The sequence below is a fragment of the Rhodococcus cercidiphylli genome, from assembly GCF_033042225.1.
Taxonomy (GTDB): Bacteria; Actinomycetota; Actinomycetes; order Mycobacteriales; family Mycobacteriaceae; genus Rhodococcoides.
Genome location: NZ_JAWLKE010000001.1, coordinates 520975 through 544730, shown reverse-complemented (window position 1 = coordinate 544730; position 23756 = coordinate 520975). Strand labels below are relative to the sequence as shown.

Annotated in this window: 25 protein-coding genes and 1 pseudogene; 14 read left to right on the top strand and 12 right to left on the bottom strand. The window is 65.0% G+C overall.

Annotation, left to right across the window (positions count from 1 at the left end; translation table 11 throughout):
• Window positions 1-32: 32 nt before the first annotated feature.
• From sigJ to R3P95_RS02605, 5 genes are all read left to right on the top strand, one after another.
• Window positions 33-893 (top strand): RNA polymerase sigma factor SigJ, encoded by an 861-nt coding sequence (gene sigJ / locus R3P95_RS02625; protein WP_317547239.1) that lies wholly within the window; start codon window positions 33-35, stop codon window positions 891-893.
• Window positions 894-986: 93 nt separating this feature from the next.
• A complete protein-coding gene (locus R3P95_RS02620) occupies window positions 987-1541 on the top strand; it encodes an SDR family oxidoreductase (RefSeq protein ID WP_317547237.1) in 555 nt (184 codons plus the stop codon).
• Window positions 1542-1548: 7 nt separating this feature from the next.
• Window positions 1549-1725 (top strand): hypothetical protein, encoded by a 177-nt coding sequence (locus R3P95_RS02615; protein WP_317547235.1) that lies wholly within the window; start codon window positions 1549-1551, stop codon window positions 1723-1725.
• Window positions 1726-1947: 222 nt separating this feature from the next.
• On the top strand, window positions 1948-3345 hold the full coding sequence (locus tag R3P95_RS02610; protein WP_149405882.1) for a sugar porter family MFS transporter: 1398 nt from the start codon (window positions 1948-1950) through the stop codon (window positions 3343-3345).
• A gap of 1 nt (window position 3346) precedes the next feature.
• Window positions 3347-3616 (top strand): YciI family protein, encoded by a 270-nt coding sequence (locus R3P95_RS02605; protein ID WP_300518421.1) that lies wholly within the window; start codon window positions 3347-3349, stop codon window positions 3614-3616.
• Here the strand turns inward: R3P95_RS02605 and R3P95_RS02600 are convergent.
• The gene (locus R3P95_RS02600; RefSeq protein ID WP_317547233.1) at window positions 3586-4953 is read right to left on the bottom strand and encodes a glycosyltransferase 87 family protein; all 1368 of its coding nucleotides are present in this window, start codon (window positions 4951-4953) and stop codon (window positions 3586-3588) included. The two genes, R3P95_RS02605 and R3P95_RS02600, sit on opposite strands and share 31 nt — an antisense overlap.
• A gap of 214 nt (window positions 4954-5167) precedes the next feature.
• Window positions 5168-7048 (bottom strand): 1-deoxy-D-xylulose-5-phosphate synthase, encoded by a 1881-nt coding sequence (dxs, locus tag R3P95_RS02595; protein ID WP_149405885.1) that lies wholly within the window; start codon window positions 7046-7048, stop codon window positions 5168-5170.
• 179 nt (window positions 7049-7227) lie between these two features.
• Between dxs and glsA the strand changes: the two genes are divergently transcribed.
• A complete protein-coding gene (gene glsA, locus R3P95_RS02590) occupies window positions 7228-9054 on the top strand; it encodes a glutaminase A (RefSeq protein WP_149405886.1) in 1827 nt (608 codons plus the stop codon).
• Between the two features lie 42 nt (window positions 9055-9096).
• Here the strand turns inward: glsA and R3P95_RS02585 are convergent, their stop codons facing one another.
• Both R3P95_RS02585 and R3P95_RS02580 read right to left on the bottom strand, forming a co-directional pair.
• Window positions 9097-9855 (bottom strand): anti-sigma factor, encoded by a 759-nt coding sequence (locus R3P95_RS02585; protein ID WP_094642011.1) that lies wholly within the window; start codon window positions 9853-9855, stop codon window positions 9097-9099.
• Complete coding sequence (locus R3P95_RS02580; RefSeq protein ID WP_149405888.1) at window positions 9852-10607, bottom strand: sigma-70 family RNA polymerase sigma factor; 756 nt, start codon at window positions 10605-10607, stop codon at window positions 9852-9854. Before R3P95_RS02580 ends, R3P95_RS02585 begins: the two co-directional genes overlap by 4 nt.
• 181 nt (window positions 10608-10788) lie before the next feature.
• Between R3P95_RS02580 and R3P95_RS02575 the strand changes: the two genes are divergently transcribed.
• Both R3P95_RS02575 and R3P95_RS02570 read left to right on the top strand, forming a co-directional pair.
• The gene (locus R3P95_RS02575; RefSeq protein WP_317547231.1) at window positions 10789-11757 is read left to right on the top strand and encodes an ATP-binding cassette domain-containing protein; all 969 of its coding nucleotides are present in this window, start codon (window positions 10789-10791) and stop codon (window positions 11755-11757) included.
• On the top strand, window positions 11754-12593 hold the full coding sequence (locus R3P95_RS02570; protein WP_068050632.1) for an ABC transporter permease: 840 nt from the start codon (window positions 11754-11756) through the stop codon (window positions 12591-12593). The genes R3P95_RS02575 and R3P95_RS02570 overlap by 4 nt, the downstream gene beginning before the upstream one ends.
• Window positions 12594-12617: 24 nt before the next feature.
• Here the strand turns inward: R3P95_RS02570 and R3P95_RS02565 are convergent, their stop codons facing one another.
• Window positions 12618-13139 carry a CGNR zinc finger domain-containing protein gene (locus tag R3P95_RS02565; RefSeq protein WP_317547230.1) on the bottom strand — a complete coding sequence of 174 codons (522 nt, stop codon included), beginning with the start codon at window positions 13137-13139 and terminating at the stop codon, window positions 12618-12620.
• Between the two features lie 25 nt (window positions 13140-13164).
• Here R3P95_RS02565 and R3P95_RS02560 point away from each other — a divergent pair, with 25 nt between their 5' ends.
• On the top strand, window positions 13165-13326 hold the full coding sequence (locus R3P95_RS02560) for a hypothetical protein (protein ID WP_179272008.1): 162 nt from the start codon (window positions 13165-13167) through the stop codon (window positions 13324-13326).
• Between the two features lie 13 nt (window positions 13327-13339).
• Here the strand turns inward: R3P95_RS02560 and R3P95_RS02555 are convergent, their stop codons facing one another.
• Both R3P95_RS02555 and R3P95_RS02550 read right to left on the bottom strand, forming a co-directional pair.
• Window positions 13340-14611 (bottom strand): class I SAM-dependent RNA methyltransferase, encoded by a 1272-nt coding sequence (locus R3P95_RS02555; RefSeq protein ID WP_317532447.1) that lies wholly within the window; start codon window positions 14609-14611, stop codon window positions 13340-13342.
• Window positions 14608-16605, bottom strand: coding sequence for an APC family permease (locus R3P95_RS02550; RefSeq protein WP_317532446.1), 1998 nt, complete (start codon window positions 16603-16605; stop codon window positions 14608-14610). Before R3P95_RS02550 ends, R3P95_RS02555 begins: the two co-directional genes overlap by 4 nt.
• A 176-nt stretch (window positions 16606-16781) precedes the next feature.
• Between R3P95_RS02550 and R3P95_RS02545 the strand changes: the two genes are divergently transcribed.
• Both R3P95_RS02545 and R3P95_RS02540 read left to right on the top strand, forming a co-directional pair.
• Complete coding sequence (locus R3P95_RS02545) at window positions 16782-17447, top strand: potassium channel family protein (RefSeq protein WP_037190085.1); 666 nt, start codon at window positions 16782-16784, stop codon at window positions 17445-17447.
• A 49-nt stretch (window positions 17448-17496) separates the two neighbouring features.
• Window positions 17497-18156: a potassium channel family protein gene (locus R3P95_RS02540; protein WP_068050636.1), complete on the top strand. Its 660-nt coding sequence runs from the start codon at window positions 17497-17499 to the stop codon at window positions 18154-18156.
• On the opposite strand, the gene R3P95_RS02535 is transcribed toward R3P95_RS02540, so the two are convergent.
• Entirely contained in the window at window positions 18130-18783 is a 654-nt protein-coding gene (locus R3P95_RS02535) for a DUF3159 domain-containing protein (protein ID WP_068050641.1), read from the bottom strand. The two genes, R3P95_RS02540 and R3P95_RS02535, sit on opposite strands and share 27 nt — an antisense overlap.
• Window positions 18784-18904: 121 nt before the next feature.
• Complete coding sequence (locus R3P95_RS02530) at window positions 18905-19282, bottom strand: OB-fold nucleic acid binding domain-containing protein (RefSeq protein WP_068050637.1); 378 nt, start codon at window positions 19280-19282, stop codon at window positions 18905-18907.
• Between the two features lie 107 nt (window positions 19283-19389).
• On the opposite strand from R3P95_RS02530, the pseudogene R3P95_RS02525 reads away from it, so the two are divergent.
• Window positions 19390-20128, top strand: a pseudogene (locus R3P95_RS02525) (alpha/beta fold hydrolase).
• Here R3P95_RS02525 and R3P95_RS02520 read toward each other — a convergent pair.
• Both R3P95_RS02520 and dut read right to left on the bottom strand, forming a co-directional pair.
• A complete protein-coding gene (locus tag R3P95_RS02520; protein WP_094669061.1) occupies window positions 20110-20952 on the bottom strand; it encodes a DUF3710 domain-containing protein in 843 nt (280 codons plus the stop codon). The pseudogene R3P95_RS02525 and the gene R3P95_RS02520 overlap by 19 nt on opposite strands.
• A 64-nt stretch (window positions 20953-21016) precedes the next feature.
• Complete coding sequence (gene dut / locus R3P95_RS02515) at window positions 21017-21484, bottom strand: dUTP diphosphatase (RefSeq protein ID WP_068050643.1); 468 nt, start codon at window positions 21482-21484, stop codon at window positions 21017-21019.
• A gap of 205 nt (window positions 21485-21689) precedes the next feature.
• Between dut and R3P95_RS02510 the strand changes: the two genes are divergently transcribed.
• Window positions 21690-22154 (top strand): DUF3093 domain-containing protein, encoded by a 465-nt coding sequence (locus tag R3P95_RS02510; protein ID WP_317547325.1) that lies wholly within the window; start codon window positions 21690-21692, stop codon window positions 22152-22154.
• A 72-nt stretch (window positions 22155-22226) separates the two neighbouring features.
• Here R3P95_RS02510 and R3P95_RS02505 read toward each other — a convergent pair whose 3' ends face one another.
• Window positions 22227-22529, bottom strand: a complete 303-nt coding sequence (locus tag R3P95_RS02505) for a DUF4193 domain-containing protein (protein WP_019664051.1) — start codon at window positions 22527-22529, stop codon at window positions 22227-22229.
• Between the two features lie 544 nt (window positions 22530-23073).
• Here R3P95_RS02505 and cei point away from each other — a divergent pair.
• Complete coding sequence (cei, locus tag R3P95_RS02500; RefSeq protein ID WP_068050645.1) at window positions 23074-23754, top strand: envelope integrity protein Cei; 681 nt, start codon at window positions 23074-23076, stop codon at window positions 23752-23754.
• Window positions 23755-23756: the final 2 nt, after the last annotated feature.

Genomic DNA, 23756 nt, shown 5'->3' with positions numbered 1-23756 from the left:
GGCTTTTTCGTGTCGAGATAGGGTCTGACCCGATGAACAGCGAACGCAGTCGGTTGATCGGAATCGGCTACCGCATGCTGGGTTCCTACAGCGACGCCGAAGACGCCGCCTCCGAGGCTCTCGTTCGCTGGTACCGACTCACCGACGCCGAACGTGACGCCATCGACGTCCCGGCGGCGTGGCTCACCCGAGTGGTAGGTCGCATCTGCCTCGACGTACTGAGTTCCGCTCGCGCTCGACGCGAGAACTACGTCGGTCAGTGGTTGCCGGAACCGGTCCCCGGCGCCGATTCCCGCGACGCGACCACGATGGACCCGGCCGACCGAGTAGTGCAACAGGATTCGGTGACCCTCGCGCTGCTCGTCGTGCTCGAGTCACTCGGTCCGGCGCAGCGAGTCGCCTTCGTACTGCACGACGCGTTCGCCGTCCCGTTCGACGAGATCGCCACCGTCCTGGATCGATCACCGGCCGCCTGCCGCCAACTCGCCTCTGCCGCACGAGCTCACGTGCATTCCCGTCACCGCTCCGTCGCCGACCCCATCGACCACGACCGCGTCGTGCGGGCTTTCGCGTCGGCCTCGGCGGGCGGAGATCTCGCATCCCTCGTCTCGGTGCTCGCGCCCGACGTCGCCCTCGTCAGTGACGGCGGCGGCCACGTCTCCGCGGCCCGCAACGCCGTCCTCGGATCCGATCGAGTCGCTCGGTTCGTTTGCGGCATCACCGCCAAGTCGACCGACCTCGAGTGGTCCATCGAACCCGTCAACGGCCTGTCGGGTATCGCGATGCGGCGCGACGGCGTGGTGTTCGGCGTCATCGGGTTCGACGTGGCCGACGGCGTGGTCTCGCGCGTCTGGATCGTGCTCAATCCGGACAAACTCCGGCACTGGGTCTGATGCGCGACATACATTCGGCGCGGCTGCGTCGTCAGAGAGTAGAGGCCCGCCACACGCGGTCCGATCAACTCTCGAGAAACAGGTGGATACGCGATGAAGCTAGCCGTAGCCGGGGGAACCGGAACAGTCGGAGTGCACGTGGTCGAGGTTGCGCGTGAACGCGGCCACGACGTGGTCGTTCTGTCGCGATCTGCGGGTGTGGATCTCGTCACCGGGTCAGGACTGTCCGACGCCATGGCCGGAGTCGAGGCGGTCGTGGACGTCGCGTCGACGCGGACAGTCTCGGCGAAAGAGTCGACGGCGTTCTTCGCCGCCGTCACGCGAAACCTGCTCGAGGCGGAGAGCGCGGCCGGTGTCGACCATCACCTGGCGCTGTCGATCGTGAGGATAGACGAGGCACCGCACGGCTACTACGCCGGAAAGGTGGAGCAGGAGAGCCTCGTTCGTGCTGGAGCAGTGCCCTGGACGATTCTTCGAGCCACCCAGTTCCACGAGTTCGCCGGCCAGATCCGCGCGCAGGCGTCGTTCGGTCCGGTGAGCATCATCCCGAAGATGGTCTCGCAACCGATCGCCGCCCGCGAGGTCGCTGATCGACCTCGCGGAGCGGTCCCCGGCAGGTCGGGTCGCCGATCTCGGTGGACCACGTGAAGAACGCATGGCCGAGATGGTTCGGCGCTACGCACGAGCCATCGGTGCTCGCGGCCTGGTGCTCGAAGTCCCGATCCCCGGCGCATACGGTCGCGCGATGCGAGACGGAACGCTGGTCACCACGACCGAGTCGGATCACGGTCTCCAGACCTTCGATCAATGGTCGGCCACCCAGGCGCGCTAGCCACCTGCCGCCGAACTCGAAGCTGTGGACGACTTTAGGCAGTTTTCCGTCCGCAACTTCGAGTTCGACAGCCGGGATATCGGACAATTCACCTTTTTCGGCGAGCCGATTCCTGTACGCCACGAATATCGAGTCGATTTCGCTCCCATTCCGTCGGTGCGAGGACGATGATGGCGATCGACCACCAAGGATGCTGGTTCACCTCGAAAGCTGGGTCACGTGATGACGCAATCCACCGATCGGCACACTGCCAAAGTCATCGGAGTCACGATTGCCGCCGCTGTCGGCGGTTTCCTGTTCGGGTTCGATTCGTCCGTCGTCAACGGCGCGGTGGACTCCATCCAGGAGAACTTCGCACTGTCGTCGTTCGTCACCGGCTTCGCGGTGGCCATCGCACTTCTCGGTTGCGCGGTCGGTGCCTGGTTCGCCGGCCGACTCGCCGACAGCTGGGGCCGAAAGAAGGTGATGCTGCTCGGTTCCGCACTGTTCACCATCTCGTCGGTGGGATCCGGGTTCGCGTTCAGCGTCCCGGATCTCATGCTCTGGCGTGTACTCGGCGGCCTGGGCATCGGCATCGCATCGGTGATCGCGCCCGCATACATCTCGGAGATAGCCCCGGCCCGCTATCGAGGTGGATTGGCCTCGCTGCAGCAGCTGGCCATCACCATCGGAATCTTCGCTGCCCTGCTGTCGGACGCGGTGCTACAGAACGCGGCAGGTGGGCCGTCGAACGACCTGTGGTTCGGGCTCGAAGCCTGGCGATGGATGTTCCTGGTCGGTGTCGCACCGGCACTCGTCTACGGTTTTCTCGCCACGCTGATTCCCGAGTCGCCCAGATACCTCGTCGGAAAACATCTCGACGAGGAAGCGGCCCGCATTCTGGGAGACATCACCGGGGAGGTGAACCCGAACGAGAGGGTGAAACAGATCCGACTGACTTTGCGTCGGGAATCGAAATCATCTTTCGCCGATATCCGTGGACCGAAGTTCGGGCTGCAACCGATCGTCTGGGTCGGTATCACCATGGCCATCCTGCAGCAGTTCGTCGGAATCAACGCGATCTTCTACTATTCGACGACTCTGTGGAAGTCCGTCGGCTTCAGCGAGAATCAATCGTTCGTCACCTCGGTCATCACTTCGGTCATCAATGTCACGATGACATTCGTCGCCATCTTGTTCGTCGACCGATTCGGCCGACGAAATCTGCTCATGATCGGCTCGATCGGAATGTTCGTCGGCCTCGTACTCGCGGCCGTCTCGTTCAGCCAGGCAGTGGGTAGCGGGGACCAACTCGAATTGCCGTCGCCCTGGGGCCCTGTGGCTCTCGTCGGTGCCAACCTCTTCGTCGTGTTCTTCGCCGCAACCTGGGGCCCGATCATGTGGGTGATGCTCGGAGAGATGTTCCCCAACCGAATGCGAGCAGTCGCACTCGGTATCAGTACTGCCGCGAACTGGATTGCCAACTTCGCCATCACACTCGCGTTTCCGCCGTTGTCCGACACCATCGGACTCGGATTCATCTATTCGTTCTTTGCGTTCTTCGCGATCGTGTCCTTCTTCTTCGTCAAGTACAAGATCAAGGAAACCAAAGGAATGGAGCTCGAGGACATGGAGATCTGACATTCCGATGTTCGTCGTCGAATACGCGTACACCCCCGAGACCTCCTCGGGCCGTGACGATCACCGCACCGATCACCGCGCCTGGTTGCGAGAACTCGAGCGCCGCAAGATCCTCCGATCGTCGAGCCCGCTCGCCGATCACAGTGGTGCCACGATGATCGTCGAAGGCACCGACAAAGCAAGTGTGGAGCGGATGTTCGCACACGACCCCTTCGCCCTGGCCCATCTGATAGATCGCGTTCAGATCGAAGAATTGGTCGCTGGGACGTAACGGATCGTCGAGTCCTTGCGCAAACCTGTCGCCGCGACCGCCAGAACGATCACGTAGACAACGCAATACGCGTTCCGCAGTCCTCCGTCGAGAATCGGCGATACGGACTGCATGAACGTGCCGATCACCACCACATCGGCCTGAGTGCGATACCAGGCCACGAAAGGCGCTGTGGCGGCGAGTACTCCGAGAACGCGGAGGACGCGGTGTCGTGTGCTCGACCGCGAACACGCGTCGAGTCCGATCACCAGCAACGGAACGCACCACACCCAGTGATGGCCCCAGGAGAACGGCGAGACCATCGGGGCCGTGAGACCGCACAGCGTTATCGCGAGCAGTGTTCTACCCGCCCGGTGAGCTCGATACGAGACCCACATCCCCGCGGCAAGGATGAGCACCGCCACCGGCAACCACACGAACACAGGCGGATGCTCGGTTCCCCACGCCCGCGCCACCATCCCCCGAACCGACTGGTTCGCGGGAGACGTGGTCGACCCCACCCGGTCCGAGGCGAGGATCGCGGAGGTCCAATAGCGCCACGCGTCGGAGAACACGACCACGAACCCGATCAGCACCGTGACAAGACCGGTGACGGCCGCGGTCCATGCCGTTCGCCACTGCTTCTGCACGATCGACATGACGACGAACAGGCCCGGCGTCAGCTTCAGACCGGCCGCAATTCCGACACCGAACCCTCGGAACCTACTGCCCTCGGGCCGACCGAGATCCCACAGCACCAACACGAGCAACAGCAGATTGATCTGGCCCAACCACAGCGACATGCGCACCGGCTCGAGCCACGAGCAGCCCACTGCAAGAGCCACACTCACCACCTTGGTCCGCGTGCTGTTCTCGTAACCGAGTCGACGCCAGCTGAGATAGACCACTCCGTAGAGCAACACGACGTTGGATATGTTCACCAGCAATCCGGTGGCGGTATCGGACAGCAAGCCCAGAGGCGCGAACAGCACCGCGGCGAACGGCGGATACGTGAACGGCAGCGTGCCGAACAACGAGAACGAGTACAGCCCTTCGCCACTGAGCACGGTTGCGCCGCCGTGCCGGTAGACGAGAGCGTCGACACCGTTGCCGAACAATCCGTACAACGAGTCGAACGACAGCAAACGATCGTGAGCGGCGAATGCCACCACACCGATCACTGCCGACATTGCCACGAACCACCGCGAATGCCGTCGCTCCACCCCGTCGTTCCGGGAATCCAGCGCAGGAGCGTCATCCACGCATTCGACGGCCGCCCAGTCGGAATCACCGGCACCGAGAGCCGGATCGACTCGGCTGTCCGAGACGTCGGTTCTACCGTCGAAGACGAGGGTCATGGACAAAACATGCCAGTCGTCCCGGTTTGTCCAGCAACGACACACCAGTCACACAGGTCACATATTCGCAAAGAAAATTATCGTCACTCGGCAACGCAACGGTGGGAACCGTCGGTGCTCTTCTCACTCGTGATGACGGTACCGATGGCAGTCGCGGGCGCGGTGACCGGACGCCGCGCGTTCTACGGCGTCGACGTCCGGCGAGAAGCCGGCGTCAGAGGCTCTTGACCCAGTGCGAAACCCGCTGCACGACGTCCTCGCAGGTGAGACCGAGTTCGTGGTGAAGCTGCTCGCGCGATGCATGGTCCAGGAATCGTTGTGGCACACCGAGATCGCGACACGGGGTGTCGACACCTGCCGCGCGAAGAGCCGCGGACAGAGTCGAACCGATACCACCGTGCAGGCCACTGTCTTCGAGGGTGACCACCATCCGGTAGTCCTCCGCCAATTTCAGCAGCGCCTGCGGGATGGGCAGCACCCATCTGGGGTCGACAACGGCCGCCGAGATGCCGTCCTGTCGGAGTTTCTCCGCGGCGTGCACGGCCAGCGGACCGAACACTCCGACGGCCACGATCAGCACATCGCCCGTGGCACCCGACGGCTCGCTCAGTACGTCGACGATTCCGTCCAGTCTGCGTACTGCCGGTACGGTCTCGGTCACTGCGCCCTTCGGAAAGCGCAGGGCAGTGGGTCCGTCGGACGTGGCGATCGCCTCGGCCAACTCTTCTCGCAGAGTCTCGGCATCGCGCGGTGCCGCCACCTTCATGCCGGGAACGATGCCGAGCAGAGACATGTCCCACATGCCGTTGTGGCTGGCACCGTCGGCCCCGGTGACACCGGCGCGGTCCAGCACCACGGTGACCGGCAGTCCGAGCAGCGCCACGTCCATCAGCAACTGGTCGAACGCTCGATTGAGGAAGGTGGAGTAGATCGCGACCACCGGATGCATGCCACCCAGCGCCAGCCCGGCAGCCGACGTCATCGCGTGCTGCTCGGCGATTCCGACGTCGAACAATCGGTCGGGGAAGCGAACTCCGAACGCGGCGAGACCGGTGGGCGCGGCCATCGCTGCGGTGATCGCCACGACGTCTTCGTTCTGCTCGCCCTGCTCGATCAATGCCGCCGAGAACACCGAGGTCCAGTCCGGTGCCGACTTGGATCGCGCCAGTCCGGTCAACGGATCGATGATCCCGGTGGCGTGCATCTGGTCTGCGACGTCGTTCTCGGCGTGCACGTAGCCCATGCCTTTACGCGTCACCGCGTGGACGATGACCGGACCGCCGTACGCCTTGGCTCGGCGCAGTGCCGATTCCATCGCGTGCTGGTCGTGGCCGTCGACAGGACCCAGGTATTTGATGCCGAGATCGGTGAACATCACCTGCGGGCTGATGGCGTCCTTCACCCCGGCCTTCATGCCGTGCAACATCGCGTAGGCCGTGGGCCCGACGATCGGAATGCGACGAACGATACGACGACCGTTGTCCAGCACCTTCTCGTACCCGGGCTGGAGCCGTAGAGCCGCCAGATGATCGGCCAGGCCCCCGATGGTCGGGGCATAGGAGCGACCGTTGTCGTTGACGACGATCACCAGGGATCGGTCGCGGCCTGCGGCGATGTTGTTGAGGGCCTCCCAACACATTCCGCCGGTGAGCGCACCGTCGCCGACCACGGCGACGACGTGCCGGTCGGTCTCGCCCTTCAGAGCGAACGCTTTGGCCAGGCCGTCGGCGTAGGAGAGAGAGGCCGACGCGTGCGAGGACTCGACCCAGTCGTGTTCGCTCTCGACCCGCGACGGGTAGCCGGACAGGCCGCCCTGCTTACGAAGCGTGTCGAACAGACCGGTGCGCCCGGTCAGCATCTTGTGCACGTATGCCTGATGACCGGTGTCGAAGATGACGGGATCACGCGGGGAGTCGAAGATGCGATGAATCGCCAGTGTCAGTTCCACCACACCGAGATTGGGACCGAGGTGGCCACCGGTAGCGGACACCTTCTCGACGAGGAACGCACGGATCTCGCGGGCCAGTTCGGCCAGCTCCGCACTGCCGAGGTCGCGCAAGTCCTCGGGCGTCTGAATTCGAGCTAGGACACCCAACGAGATCGCTCCCTCCGGCCGGAAAACACAATGGAAATTTCAGTCTACGGAGTTATCGAGCACTGCTGCTCCGCCCAGCATCGTGACGCCGACAGTACCGTCGAACGTCGAGATGCCCTGGGTCAGCCGCCCCTAACCTGGGCAGTGACGAAACGGACATCACACATACAGTGTGGCCTATGAGCAACGTGGTCGATGCCATCCTGCGCCGAGTTCACGAACTGTGTCGCGACGATACGTCCGGGCAGGTGGCGGACTACATTCCCGAGCTCGCTGCCGTCACGCCGGACGGGTTCGGTATCGCGCTGACGACCACGGACGGTTACGTCTACGAGGTCGGCGACACTCGACTCCCTTTCACGATCCAATCGATCTCCAAGCCGTTCACCTACGCGTTGGCGTTGGCCGACCGGGGCCTGGACGTCGTGGCGAGCAAGATCGACGTCGAGCCGTCCGGTGAACCGTTCAACGAGATCAGTCTCGACCCCGTCACCGAGCGACCACGCAACCCGATGATCAACGCCGGTGCCATCACGTCGGCGTCGCTGATCGTCGGGCGAAGTGCCGAGGATCGATTCGAGCGCATTCGAGCCTCGTACTCGCGGTATGCGGGACGGTCTCTGACGTTCAACGACGCCGTCTACCGGTCGGAGGCCCGCACCGGCAATCGCAACCGCGCAATCGGGTACATGCTCCGTTCGTTCGACATCATCGACCACGATCCCGACGCCGCTGTCGATCTGTACTTCCGCCAATGCTCGATCGACGTCACCGCCGCGGACCTCGCCATGATGGCGGCAACGATGGCCAACAACGGCGTCAATCCGCGTACGCGTGAACGCGCACTGGCACCTGCCCTGGTCGAACGAGTGCTGTCGGTCATGACCACATGTGGGATGTACGACGGCGCAGGCGACTGGGTCGCGAGGGTAGGCCTGCCGGCCAAGAGTGGGGTGGGAGGCGGGATCCTGGCGGTACTCCCGGGACAGATGGGCATAGCCGTCTACTCTCCGCGGCTCGACTCGCACGGGAACAGCGTGCGCGGAGTCGCCGCCTGCCGAGAACTCTCGACACGGCTCGAACTGCACTTTCTGCACGTCACCCGAGCGGCGAAATCCTCGATACGGCGCCGATACGTGGTCACCGAGGCACCCTCACGCAAACGGCGATCGGAGGTGGAACAGGCCACCTTGGCTGCCGTGGGCGATCGCGCCCGCGTGTACGAACTGCACGGGGATCTACTGTTCTCCGGTGCCGAGACTGCCGTCCGTGAGATCGGCGACCTCGATCGGGAACTCGATGCCCTCGTCATCGATGTGCGGGGCGTCGACGAGGTCAGTGACATCGCCCGGGCGATGTTCGAGGATCTACGTCAGGATCTCGCGGAGCACGGCTGTGTGGTGGGTCTGGTGGATCCCAGGGCGATCATGGGTCACACGACGTCGAGTCTCGACCCGGCGGACCCCGCGGGCCGAACCTACTCGAGCCTGGGTGCGGCCATCCAGTGGGCCGAGAATCTGTTGCTCGATCGTCATTGCGCGGGTGTGCGACAACCGACCGTGGTCACCACGGCCGAGCATCCGTTGCTGGCCGGGCTGTCCGCCGCGCAGTTCGACGCGGTGACTCCGTATCTGGAGAAGCGGCACTACGCGCGCGGAGATGTGATCGTTCGCCAGGGAGATGCGGCTGCGGGCCTGTTCCTGATGCTGCGTGGTGAGGTGACGTCCACGGCCGTCGCCGCCGACGGTGGCAAGCACCGCATCACCACACTCTCCCCCGGGATGAGCTTCGGTGAGATGCCTCTGCTGATGTCGGTACCGTTCCTGCTCGACATGGTCGCCGACACACCGGTCGATCTCGTGGTGGTGTCGGCGGCGCACTTCCGGGCTCTCACACGCGACGCACCGGAGGTCAAGTTGGCGCTGCTGGAAAATCTCGCCACCGGAGCCTACGGCCAGATGGCAGCGGTGATCAGAACGCTCGGGCGGTTCGACATCGGCCTCTGACCGAACGTCGAACCGCCCGAGGCGACTGTGCGTGGGCCGTGCTCAGGCACCCAGCGTCAGCATCGTGAGCACCTCGGTGGGCTGCGCAGACCCGCCCGCGGGTTCGAGCGAGAACGCGAAGTTCGTCGACGACCCGAGACCGTCGACCACCGTGCCGTCCTCGGAGGTGAGCTGATCCTCGGTCACCACGCCGGCAGAGCGAGGTGAACCGTCCACGAACCACATTTGGTAGACGCGGCCGGGTGGTGGCTGCGGGACTCCGTCGAGATCGACGACGACCGCGTTCTGGGACAGCGAGTACGCCACGGTCGCCGAGCCGCCACCGGGGAACTCCGCCGTCACCTGTCGTGAATCGGGCGCGGCCACGATCTGATCCGCCTGAGTCGGCTGCGCATCGTTGCCCATGGTCTGGCTGACCACCACTACGCCGCCGACGGCGACGACCACCGCGGCCGCAGCCGAGACCATCGAGTACCGCCAGGCCTTCGAGCGTTCCCGCCGATGCCGGTGCAGTGGCGTGACGTTCGGTGGCAGCTTGTGGACCGTGGGCTCCTGATCGCTGACGGCGACCTGATCGAGCACCCGTTGCCGGAGGCGCTCGGGTGCAGGAGCGGCGTCGGCCGCCGCTGCCAAGGCCAGCGTCTCGTGGATCTCGCCCACGAGGACGTCGAACTGGGCGCGTGCGGTCTCGTCGACGCGCAGCCGTTCGGTCTCGATGTCGCGTCGTTCGGCTTCGGTGGTCGCGTGCAGGGCATAGACCACCGCGTCGTCGAGCAGTCGTTGTCGTGACGATTCGTTCATTGCGGGATCACCCCCAGGCATGTCTTCAATTTGATCAATCCGTCTCGTATGCGCGACTTGATGGTAGGAACCGCGACCCCGAGCCGCTCCGCAACTTCGCGATAGGTGTAACCGCTGTAATAAGCCATTCGGACCGACTCGCTCTGCGTATCGGTCAAAGTATCGAGACAGGCAACCACGGCCTCGGATTCGAGCCGCTGCGTCACCGTCTCGAGTACCTCGTCGTGCTCCGGTGTGTGACTGACTGCGCCGTACGCGGCCTCACGGTCGGTACCCGACTGCTCGCTCCGAACGCGATCGACGGCGCGACGGTGCGCCAGCGTCATGATCCAGGCCAGTGGACTGCCCTGGTTCGGGTCGTAGTTCGGTGCCGCACGCCAGATCTGAAGGAAGACCTCCTGTGCGGTCTCCTCGCTGTACCCCGGGTCGCGAAGCACCCGCAGCACCATGCCGTACACCCGCGACGACGTCGCGTCGTACAACTCGGCGAACGCCGCCCGATCGCCCTGTGCGACCGACGCCATCAACCGACGGAGACGATCCGTTTCGTCGGCACGCAGGTTCTTTAGCTGTGGACTGGGAACAGCGCACACCGCATCCTCTGCCGCGTAGTTCTCCGAGGCATCGGACGTCGGCCGGTCACGGCCGGTATCCGACGATCCGGACGCATCCGACAACGGCGCGCTCATCGGAAGGTCGTCCCAACAGACGGGTTCATGATCGAGTTCATCGATCACGACACTAGTGGTCATATCGCTCTCATATCGAAACCTCCGCGTTTTCCCGCCGCAGTACATATTCGGAACAAACCGACCGGAGGATGGTTCGGAACCGAAATTCGTTTGCGGAGTTGTGGACCGCGTTTCATCCTTGGTGGAGAATCGGACAATCGCGGGGAATCGGGCGACCGGCCCACCGGAGGGAACGAGAGACATGGCGGCGATCGAGACACACGGTCTGGTCAAACGTTTCGGCACGAACATCGCCGTCGACGGAGTCGACCTGTCCATCCCGTCCGGTGGTGTCTACGGCGTGCTCGGGCCCAACGGCGCAGGCAAGACGACGACCATCCGGATGCTGGCCACCCTGCTTCCGATCGACGGAGGCAACGCCCGGGTCCTGGGCCACGACGTCGCGAACGAACCGGAGGCCGTACGGCAGAAGGTAGCTCTGACAGGACAATTCGCTTCCCTGGACGAGGATCTTACCGGTACGGAGAATCTGGTGCTGCTCGCTCGACTGCTCGGCTACTCACGGCCTGCCGCCCGATCACGAGCCGAGCAGTTGCTGACGGCGTTCGACATCGCCGATGCCGGACCGCGGCAGGTCAAGACCTACTCCGGCGGCATGCGCCGTCGCATCGACATCGCCGCCAGCATCATCGTCACTCCCGAACTGATCTTCCTCGACGAGCCCACCACGGGACTCGACCCTCGCAGCCGAAACCACGTGTGGGAGATCGTCCGTGCGTTGGTCGCAGGCGGAACGACGGTGTTACTGACGACACAGTATCTGGACGAGGCCGATCAACTGGCCGGGCGTGTCGCAGTCATCGATCGAGGCAAGGTCATCGCCGAAGGGACGACGGGCGAGCTGAAGGCATCGGTGGGATCGAATTCACTGCACCTGCGAGTTCTCGAAACGTCCCAGCGAACGGCCGCTGTACGGATCCTGCGAGATCTGCTCGGCGACAACGTCACCGAGGACCCGGATCCGTTCACCGTGACCGCACGTTTGGACAATCCGGCACAGGCCGCGCCCGTGCTGCCTGCACTCGAGACCGCAGGCATCCCCATCGCGTCGTTCACGCTGGGGCAACCGAGCTTGGACGAGGTGTTTCTCGCCCTCACCGGCCATGACGCCGGCACCACAGTCGAATCCGACCGGGAGGTTGCGTCATGACGACCGAAGCCCAGCAGTCGACGCCACAGGCGTCGACCATCATCGACGTGCTCGGTGCCGCCGGGCCTCGTCCGCCGCGTCCGTCGTCGTTGTCGACGTCGTTGAGCTTCGGGTGGCGTGCGCTGCTCAAGATCAAGCACGTACCCGAGCAATTGTTCGACGTGACGGCCTTTCCCATCATGTTCACGTTGCTCTTCACCTACCTGTTCGGTGGCGCACTGGCCGGGTCGACCGAGGCGTACATCCAGTTCCTGCTCCCCGGCATCCTCGTGCAGACCGTGGTGATGATCACGATGTACACCGGCGTGACCATGAACAAGGACATCGAGAAGGGCGTGTTCGATCGATTCCGTTCGCTGCCCATCTGGCGTCCGTCGCCCCTGGTCGGTGCGCTGCTCGGTGACGTCGTTCGCTACACACTGGCCTCGGTGATCGTGCTGATCCTCGGGTTGGTCCTCGGCTTCAGGCCGCAAGGTGGTGTCCTCGGCGTCGTGGCGTCCATCGCTCTGCTGCTGGTGTTCTCGTTCTGCCTGTCCTGGATCTGGACCATGATCGCGATGATCGTGCGCACCGAGGCCGCGGTCATGGGCGTGTCGATGTTCATCCTGTTTCCGCTCACCTTCGCGAGCAACATCTTCGTCGACCCCAGCACGATGCCCGGTTGGCTGCGCGCGTTCGTCGACGTCAACCCGGTCAGCTTCCTCGTCACGTCACTGCGCGGACTGATGCAGGGCGATGTGGACACCGGTCGGCTGGGAGTGACGCTGATGCTGTGCGCGGTGTTGCTGGCGGTCTTCGGGCCCATCACGATGCGCCTGTACAACCGAAAGTCCTAGCGAACACGGTGCGCATCGCCTCGATCACGAGGCCGCGCGTGCTCGATGCCTGCGGACCGCGTCGCGATTGGAGCACACCGTTCCGCAGTAGCGTTGCCTGCCGGTCCTCGAGGTGTCGGCGAAGGCAAGCGTGCAGTCGGCGGCGGCGCAGCGATCGAGGCGAGACATTCCGCGTCCGGTCAGATGCAACGCTGTGCCGACGCTCACCAAGGCCCTGATGACGCCGCCGAGTTCGATGTTGGGATCGCGATAGTGCATGTGCCAGCCGTCGTCGGCATGGTTGGTCAGCCGCGGGTACGCCGACGCCTGTGCCAACAGCGCATTGAGCTCGTCGGCCCGATCGTTCTCGGTGGTTGCGTCCACCACACGGGCCCAGTCACGCAGGAACTCGAGGGTGTCGAGGAGATCGGCGTCGGTTGCTGTCCAGTCCGGTACGAGGCCGGCGTCGACGCAGCGGTTGCCCAGTTCGGTCGCCGACGAGGGCGGTGAATTGAGCAGGTCGATACCGAGTTTCACCGCATATTCGCCGTAAGGGTTGATGTGCACAAGACCATTACATCACGATGGACGCATGCACACCGAACACACCACACACACCTGGACCACCCACTCCACCCACGACACGAGCGAGGGACTCGTCGGATATCAGGGGTGCACATGCGGCGCACAGCGCATCGTGACCGTTCCCACGCACACCTTCGCCCCGGTCGCCGAAGTTGCGTACCGGGCCTGATCGGTCGCCGCCCTCACCGACGAACGAAACGGCCGATGCATTCGACGTGGCTGGTCGAAGGAAAGGCGTCGAAGGCGCGCATGTCGATCAATTCGTATCCCACAGCTCGATACAAGCTCACATCCCGTGCGAACGAGGCCGGATCACATCCGATGTGCACCACCGAACGCGGAGACCTGACGGCGAGGGCTTCGATCACGTCCCGTCCGGCACCCGCCCGAGGTGGATCGAGCACCGCAACCGCCGCCGGCTCGGTCAACGTCTCGAACGACCGCTCGACCCGACCCGGCACGAACGAGACCTGCGGTAGATCCTGCAGCGCCGAACGGCCGTCCTCGGCGGCGCGACGGGAGAATTCGACGCTGGTGACTCGGCCGCTCGGACCCACCCGATCGGCCAGCGCGGCGGCGAACACACCGACACCGCCGTACAGATCCCACGCACCGTCACCGGCTGTGGCGTCCGCCCAGTCCCCCACAACGTCGGTGTACACCTGCGGCGCGCCGCGGTGGGCCTGCCAGAATCCGGTGGCGTCGAGGGTCCACGCCCTGTTCGAGACGTGTTCGGTGACCCGACCCGATCCGATCACGGCCTTCTCCGGCCGGGACCGCGACGACGCAGCCCTACGCGCGGCCGCGCCACGACGCCCCGGCGATCGGCGTCCGGTGGGCGAGAGCTGCGCAGGCGCGATCTCCACCACGTGCCGCTCACCTTCCCCGTCGAGCACCACCTGCAGCTCGGCACCCGGCCGCCATTGCTGATCCGCCAGACCCTCGAAGGCCGTGGAATCCATTTGCGGACACGTCAGTTCGGTGACGATCGAGCTACTGCGATAGCGGTGATAGCCGGGCCGTCCGCCGGAATCCACGGCGAGTCGCACACGGGTTCGCCACCCGGTGCCGTCGCCGGACCCCGGTAGTTCCTCCACCTGCACCTCACGCTCGATTCCGGCGACGCGGCGAAGTTGTTCGGAGACGACGAAGGACTTCAGTCGCCGTCCGGCATCGGCACTCGCGTGGGAGTAATCGCAACAGCCCGAGCCGCCGGGTCCGGAGATGGGACAGCGCGCGTCCACCCGGTCCGGAGAGGCCGACAGAATCTCCACGGCATCGGCGCGACAGAACGATCCGCCCCGGTCCTCGGTCACCTTGGCCAGGACCCGTTCACCGGGCAATCCGTGACGCACGAACATCACCCGGCCGTCGTGGCGGGCCACACAGAACCCGCCGTGCCCTGGCGCGCCCAATTCGACCTCGAGCAGCAGCCCGAACCAACTCTCGCTCACTTGCCGGCCGGAGGCTCGTAGCCGCGACGCGACGCACCGGGCGCATTGCCGAGCACCTCACGCTTGGCCTTCTCGGACGACCGAAGCTGCCACGGCACGCTGGTGACCATCACGCCCGGCTGGAACAGCAGTCGGGATTTCAGTCGCAGCGCGCTCTGATTGTGCAGAACCTGCTCCCACCAGTGACCGACCACGTACTCGGGAATGAAGACCGTGACGACGTCCCGAGGCGAATCGCGGCGAACACGCTTGACGTAATCGAGAACCGGTTTGGTGACCTCTCGGTACGGCGACTCGACGACCTTGAGCGGCACCGAAACGTCACTCGCCTCCCACTCCCGAACCAGCGCACGCGTGTCGGCTTCGTCGACATTGACGGTCACCGCCTCGAGCGTGTCGGGCCTGGTCGCCCTGGCATACGCCAACGCGCGCAGGGTCGGCATGTGCAGCTTCGAGACCAACACGATCGAGTGCGTCCGGCTGGGCAGCACTCCGTCCCATTCCTCGTTCTCGAGTTCGCGGGCCACGGTGTCGTAGTGCTTTCTGATCATGCGCATCAGGACGAAGATCGCCACCATCGCCACGATCGCGATCCACGCACCGGCGGCGAACTTGGTGATCAACACGATGACCAGCACCGTTCCGGTCATGCCGAGACCGACACCGTTGACCACCCGCGAGCGCTGCATGCGCCGGCGTTGCTCGGGATCGGTCTCGGTGGCCAACAGCCGCGTCCAGTGCCGAACCATGCCGGTCTGACTGAGGGTGAACGAGACGAACACACCGACGATGTAGAGCTGAATGAGCTTGGTGACCTCGGCACCGAACACGACGACGAAGGCGATCGCGGCACCGGACAGGAAGAGAATGCCGTTGCTGAAGGCCAAGCGGTCACCGCGAGTGTGCAACTGGCGCGGGAGGTAGCGATCCTGTGCCAGCACCGAACCCAGGACCGGGAAACCGTTGAACGCAGTGTTGGCCGCAAGAACGAGAATGAGGGCCGTGACGGTGGTGATGAAGAAGAACCCGATGGGGAATCCGCTGAAGACCGCCTCCGCCAACTGCGCGATGAGCGTCTTCTGTTGGTAGCCCTCCGGCGCTCCGACGAGTTGGTATTCGGGATCCATCGCGTATTTGATACCGATCTTCTGCGCGAGCAGGATGATGCCCATCAGCAGTGTGATCCCGATGACTCCGAGCAGCAGCAGCGTCGTCGCGGCGTTGCGCGACTTCGGCTTCTCGAATGCCGGCACCCCGTTGCTGATCGCCTCCACCCCGGTCAGTGCCGCACAACCGGACGAGAACGCTCGCGCGATGAGGAATGCGAAGGCGATGCCGTACAGGTGCGAATCCTCGGCCCGCAGATCGAAGGCCGCCGACTCGGCATGGATGTCGTCGCCGAGAACGTAGACCCGGAACAGGCCCCACCCCAGCATCAGGACCATGCCACCCATGAAGGCGTACGTCGGGATGGCGAACGCAGTTCCGGACTCCCGGATGCCGCGAAGATTGACGGAGGTGACCAGGACGATGGCCACGACGGCGAACAGCACCTTGTGCTGGGCCACGAACGGCACCGCAGACCCTATGTTCGACGCGGCCGCCGAGATGGACACGGCCACGGTCAACACGTAGTCGACCAACAGTGCGCTGCCGACCGTCAATCCGGCTGCGGGGCCCAGGTTGGTGGTCGCGACCTCGTAGTCACCACCGCCGGAGGGATAAGCATGCACGTTCTGCCGGTAGCTGGCCACGACGACGGCCATCACCACGCAGACGGCGAGACCGATCCACGGGGTGAACGCGACTGCCGAGATGCCCGCGACCGACAGCACCAGAAAGATCTCCTCGGGTGCATACGCAACCGACGACATGGCGTCCGAGGCGAACACCGGCAACGCGATCCGCTTGGGAAGCAACGTATGACCGAGCTTGTCGCTGCGGAACGGCTTACCGAGCACTAGCCGCTTGGCGGCAGTCGAGACCTTGGACACGCACAGAAGCGTAGGCCGTCCTCCCACGGGCGTCTCAACCACGCGCCCGAAACTGCGTCGGAGCGCACCCTCGATCCGTACGGTGGCCGATCCCCCGATACGTTGGTGCACGCCTGCCGGTCATGGCAGTGTCGGTCGGCAGTGGTCGACCATCGAGATCGGGACGGAGCTGGGCGTTGTACGTAGTTGTGATGGGATGTGGCCGCGTCGGCGCATCGCTGGCCGGGGCGCTCGAACGCATCGGACACGAGGTAGCGATCATCGACCGCGACGAAACAGCCTTTCTGCGTCTGGACCCCGACTTCGCCGGACATCGCGTCGTCGGCATGGGGTTCGACCGAGATGTGTTGGTGAGCGCGGGAATCGAGAAAGCCGAGGCCTTCGCGGCCGTGTCTTCCGGCGACAACTCCAACATCATCTCCGCCCGCGTCGCACGAGAGACGTTCGGCGTCGACAAAGTGGTCGCGAGGATCTACGACGCCAAGCGCGCCGCCGTCTACGAACGCCTCGGCATCCCGACCGTCGCCACCGTCCCCTGGGCCACCGATCGTTTTCTGCACAACCTGCTGCGCGACGACCCCACCACCAAGTGGCGCGATCCGTCGGGCAGCGTCGCCGTCGTCCTGCTCGACTTCCACGACGCCTGGATAGGCAAGAAGCTCTCGGTACTCGAGGAAGCCACCAACTCGCGGGCCGCGTTCGTCATCCGTTTCGGCAGCGGACTGCTACCGGACAAGCGAACCGTGATTCAAGCCGGTGACGAGGTGTACGTCGCCGCGGTCTCGGGAACCGTCGCCGAAGCCATTGCACTGGCGGGCAACCCGCCGCCGTCGGACGACTGATGCACGCGCGCACATTCCCCACCTCCCCCATCGACCCGAACGGGAAGCCATGAAAGTCGCTATCGCCGGAGCCGGCGCAGTCGGCCGATCCATCGCACGCGAATTGATCCGCAGCGAACACGATGTGATGCTCCTCGAACGCAAACTCGACCACGTCGATCAGGCCGCCATCCCGGAAGCGGAATGGGTGCTGGCCGACGCGTGCGAGTTGAGTCTGCTCGAAGCCGCCCACCTAGAGAATTACGACGTGGTGATCGCTGCCACCGGTGACGACAAGGCGAACCTGGTGCTCAGCCTGCTGGCCAAGACCGAGTTCGGCGTCAATCGCGTGGTGGCCCGGGTCAACGATCCACGCAACGAATGGCTGTTCGATGCCGCCTGGGGCGTCGACGTCGCGGTGTCGACGCCGCGAATGCTCGCGTCCCTGGTCGAAGAAGCCGTGTCGGTAGGCGACCTCGTTCACCTGATGACGTTCCGCAAGGGTCAGGCGAACCTCGTCGAGATCACGCTGCCGGAGAACACTCCCCTGGCAGGAAAGCCGGTCCGCAAGCTCCAATTGCCCAGGGACGCAGCGTTGGTGACGATTCTGCGCGGCGGTCGAGTGATCGTTCCACAGCACGACGATCCGCTCGAAGGCGGCGACGAGCTGCTGTTCGTCGCGGCCAAAGAGGTGGAGAACGAACTACGCTCCGCTGTCGGCCTGATCTGACGACAGCCGATCCCGACTGCGGTCCGCGCTCGACGCAGCGTCGAGCGCGCGATCGGCAGCACGCACGGCCCAGAGCGTGACCAACAGCGCCACTCCCGTCAGCGGCCAGCCCATGCCGATGCGGGCAACGGCGAGCCAGCCCGTCTGGTCGGAGTCGTAGAGCTGCGACTGAACGATGTATCGAGCACCGAACACCGATGCCCAGGCGATGGTGGCCACGTCGTAGTAGCGCACAGCCGACCGGTGGCCACGCCACGACGTTCCCTTGCCGTTGAGGTATCCCCAGATGATGCCGACCAACGGCCAGCGCGCGAGCACCGACAACACGAAAGCCGCACCGTAGGCGAGCGAGGTGTAGATGCCGAACAAGAAGTAGCCCTTGGCATCTCCCGTCCGGTATGCGATGAACGCGCAGATCCCGACTCCGAAGAATCCCGAGATAGCGGGTTGAATCGGGCTACGACGAACCAAGCGCCACACCAACACCGCGGCGGCAACTCCCAGAGCGGACCAGAGGGCGACCGACAGGTTGACGTAGCTGTTCACCGGAACGAACACGACGACGGGCAAGGTGGAATAGACGAGCCCGCTCAGACCGCCGAGCTGTTCGAGGACGGTGGGAGCCACCTTCTCGACGCGGTCCGTGGTCGACGCGTCGGTCGTGGGTTCCGGCGTGTTCGATGTCGGCGTGGGCGGCACGGAATCGTCGCTGTTGGTCACGACAACGAGAGTGCCATACCGGCGACGATCAGCTGTCGTCGCGCAGTTCGTAATAGGGGTTGTAGACGATCTTGCGTCCGTCGCGTTCGCCGACACGTCCGCGCACGAGCAGAGTCTTGCCGGGCTCGATGCCGGCGATCTTGCGGCGCCCGATCCAGAGCAGCGTCACCGTGTCGGTGCCGTCGAAGAACTCGGCTTCGATGTTCGCATTGGCCGCCTTCGAGCAGGCTTCGACACTGCGCAACCGACCGAGCATGGTGACTTCCTCGCCTCGCAAGCAGTCACACGCTCGCCGAGCCCCGGAGGCTTCGGAGGTTTCGGCCATCTCCTCGGCATCGAGCTGATCGATGTCCTCTGTCAACTTCCGCGTCAAGCGGCGAAAGTATCCTGCGGCAGCGGGTGCCATTGTGCGCTCCAGCGGTGGGGGTCGTTCCCTCGTCAGGGTGGGTACTTCGCCACTGTAGACCCGAAGTGTCACGCTGACCAACCGCCGCTACGGAGGTGTCGGAAGGCGTGCACAATCGTGTCGTGCACAGCCGATTCGACACCCGCACCGCGATCGTTCTACCGGGAACGGGGTCCGATGCCCGGTTCGCCGCCGACGCGTTCTCGGCCGCATTCGAGAGTGTGGGATTGACCACCATCGCGGTCGAACCCGACCCGGCCGCGGTGGTCGAGAGCTACCTGAACGCCCTCGACGACGCCGCGCACCGACACGGACGCATCGTGATCGCGGGGATATCCCTCGGGGCCGCGGTAGCGGTTCGATGGGCCGCAGACCACGCATCGAACACTGCGGCTGTTGCACTCGCGCTCCCGGCGTGGACCGGAGACCCGGCCGGCTCCCCCGCGGCCCTGAGCGCGGAGTTCACTGCTCGATCCCTGCGTGAACAGGGGCTCGACGAGGTCACCGCGACAATGGCAGCGTCGAGCCCCCCCGTGGCTCGCGCGCACGCTGCGGAGGTCATGGGCTGCCCAGTGGCCCGCGCTTCCGGACGCGCTGGAGGAGGCGGCTCGGCACCGCAGCCCCGAACTCCACGAGCTCGCTCGGCTGGAGCTGCCTGCCGTCGTCGTGGGAGCAGTGGACGACGCGGTCCATCCGATCGAGGTGGCTCGACAGTGGGCGCGGGCGCTACCGAACTGCGCGCTGCGCACCGTGACCCTGGACGGCATCGGACGCGACCCGGGATGCCTCGGCCGAGCGGCGGTCGACGGTCTCGACGGTCCGCAGGCTCAGCCGCCCAGCTGCTGAATCGCCGATCCCGACGCGCCCCGACGCGGCGCGCGGTCACGCTCGGCGGCGGTCGGCTGCGGCGTCGAATCCTGCTGCGGCACAACAGGTTCGGCGGTGGGTACCGCGGCCTGGGGCTGCGCGGCCTGTTGCGCAGCGTTCTGTTGCGCTGCCGCCTGCTGCTGCGCGGCTGCAGCAAGTTGCTCGGCCAGTACCTGCGGCAACACCACCGGCAACGGGGTCCGAACGGGATGCGGCTCGGTACCCCGATCCACCACGGTCTGCCGAAGGATCGTGTGCGCCAGCCGCACAAGCGGTTGGCCCTCTCCCACCGCACCCGACGGACCCGCCAGCACGCAGCGGACCATCCAGCGATAGCCGTCGACTCCGATGAAGCGCAGGTCGGCGTTGGCCGTGACACCGAGGAGTTCGCGTCCCCACGGACCCGTCTCGACTGTCGTCTCGGCCTTGTCGTTGCGCAGAGACGACGCCAGATCGGCAGCCACTTCGCGCCATTGACCGGGCGACTTGGGTGCCGCGTAGGCAGCGATGGTGATGCGCCCGAACTGCGTCACGATGTGCACTGCCTGCGGGCTACCGGCCTGCGACATCTCGACCTGGAGTTGACCGCCCTCCGGCAGCGGAATCAGCACCGAGCCGAGGTCGAGTCGCGTCTTGGCGACGGTCTCGCGATCGTCGTCGAGGTCCTCGAGATCGTGGGGTCCGTCTGCGGTCGTGTCCGCGGCCTCGACATCGTCGTCTTCGTCTTCGACGCTGTCGACGAATGGCTCCGCACCGGGCGCGGAGGCACTGCCGGCGTCGTTCTTCTTACGCCGTCCGAACATGTTCAGCTCTCTTCTTCTCGGTTGCTTCCACTGTGCCTGCCACCGGTGAACGTCGTGGCGGAACTCACTGCTTCAGACTCGCATGGCCACCGGTCGAACCGTGACCACCGGCCCCTCGAACGGTGTCGTCCAACTCGTCCACCTCGACGAACGTCACCAACTCGACTCGCTGCACGATCAGTTGGGCGACGCGGTCGCCCCGCTCGAGTTCGATCGGAGTGTGCAGGTCGTGGTTGATCAGACAGACCTTGATCTCCCCGCGATAGCCGGCATCGATGGTGCCCGGGGTGTTGACCACCGACAGGCCCGACTTCGCCGCCAACCCCGACCGCGGATGCACCAGCCCGACGGTTCCCAACGGGAGAGCGATCGCGATTCCGGTCCCCACCAGGACGCGTTCGCCCGGTGCGATGGTCACCGGAGCCGTGATTCGCAGATCCACGCCCGCATCACCGTCGTGCGCACGCGTCGGCACCGGAAGCTCGGGATCGAGCCGGCGTACCAGGACCTCGGACACCGGATCGGAAGGCAGGCGCGGGGTGGGGGGTCGATCGACGGATGGTTCGCTGCCGGACTCGGTGACTTCGTCGCTCACGTCGTACGAGACTACGCTGGCCGGCTTCCGTCTCGGTGTGGCGACTACCCTGGGACTCGTGACTGCAGATCGACAGGCCGAACACGCGTCGGAGTCCGGCGACTCCACTCCCCACACGGGTTCCACAGCACCCGCGAACTCCGTGCTGTACTCGGAGCGACTCTGGGTGCCGATCTGGTGGTGGGCGGCGGGTGCGGCCGTGGCGGTCTTGCTGGCTGCGGAGATCCACATGGGGGCACCGGGCATCCGGGCCTGGCTGCCCTACGTCGTGTTGCTCCCGCTGATCGCCTGGGCGTTGTTCGCCTTCAGCAGGCTGCGCGTCGAGGTGGGCAACGGAGCGACCGGCACCGAGCTACGCGTCGGGTCTGCTCATCTGCCACTCGATGTGGCATCCAAGGCCGCGATCGTTCCGGCGACAGCAAAAAGTGCGGCGCTGGGAAGGCAACTCGATCCATTGGCCTTCGTGCAGCACCGCACCTGGGTGAAACAGATGGTGATCGTGGTCCTCGACGACCCGGACGATCCGACGCCCTACTGGCTCGTCAGTACCAAGCGCCCCGAAGAGCTGCTGGCAGTCCTGACCGCACACGGCGTCGAAGCGCGCTGATCCACCCATCGATCGACGGTCGGAACCGTCGACACAGACCTGACCCGCTGTATCAGGTCTGTGAGGAAAAGGTCACGCCGCGCAGTCGCGGCACACCAGTACACCGTTGGCGTCACTGGCCAGCCGGCTGCGGTGATGGACCAGGAAGCAGCTCGAGCAGGTGAACTCGTCGGCCTGCTTGGGAACGACCCGAACCGAAAGTTCCTCGCCGGACAGATCTGCACCCGGCAGCTCGAACGATTCCGCGGTGTCGGATTCGTCCACGTCCACCACGGCGGACTGAGCCTCGTTGCGTCGGGCCTTCAGTTCTTCCAGCGAGTCCTCCGACACATCGTCGGATTCTGTTCTTCTCGGTGCGTCGTAGTCGGTTGCCATTGTCTTCGTACCCCTCATCTTCGTGCGTGTGTGTGGTGAAAGCTGCCGATGTGGTCGGCTTGTGGCCGTCGGCTGTGAAGAGGGCGCTTGCTCGCTCCCACCGATGTTCGTATCTGTTCAAACCGTTCGTCTTCGCGCGGTGCCCGAAACTACACCGGGTAGTTCCCAGAACTCGCCGGTTGAAACCCGATCGAGACCTCGCTCACCTGATCGATCGTGCACCGGTGTCCGATTCTTGAAGCACCGCGGCCGCCAGACAATAGCCGAAGCCGGTCGCAAAGCAGAAACCGAATCGCCGACTGGTCCTTCACCTGGCTGCACGCCGCATCAACACCGGGATGTGCGGCTTCATTCCTTGCATCGCAGAACACTTCTCGTCGCCGGTTTCGGGCTCCGAATCGGGCGTCGCGCACGGGATCGGAGGAGGTGCCGGCCGAGTGTGCCGCCCCCACCGACCGCGGGCATCTACAGTAGGCACCGCGTCGGTGTGAACCGACTCTGTGGACCGGTCTCGGCAACTGCCGACGGAAAGGCGAAGATCACCGTGGTTTCTCTGATCACCGAAGGCCATTCGGTCGACGGTCGAGGTCGTCCGTTCCGTCGACGCCGCGCGTTTCCGATGATCGCGGTCTTCGCCGTGCTGGCCCTGCTCGGAGTGCTGGTGTGGGTCAAGGTGTTCACCACCTCCGAAGCCGCCTCCGCAACGGCCGAATGCAACGTGCCCACCACCACCGCCGCGACGGACGGGACGCAGCCGGCACCTCTCGGCGAAGAAGTGGACCCGACGACACTGCTCGACGTCGAGCCTGCCGCCCTGTCCGCGTCGAAAGTGCGCGTCTTCAACGCGAACGGTGAGCGCGGTCAGGCAGCTCTCGTCGCCGCCCAGCTCATCGATTACGGTTTCGCCAGCGCACCGGACGTCCAGGTCGGCAACGATCCGGTCTACGTCGATCAGAACATGCAGTGCCAGGGCCAGATTCGGTTCGGCCCGGCCGGCCTGGCGGCAGCCAGTGCCGTGTCACTGGTCGCGCCGTGCGCCGAACTGATTCAGGATGCCCGCGCCGACGACTCGGTCGATCTGGCTCTCGGTACCTACTTCAGCGAGATCCAGCCCAACGACGACGCCGAGGAAGTGTTGCGCACGCTCGCCGGTACCGCACCCGGTGCCGCCCCTGCGCCACTCGACGCCGATCTGCTTTCGGCAGCACGCGAATCGCGCTGCTGACC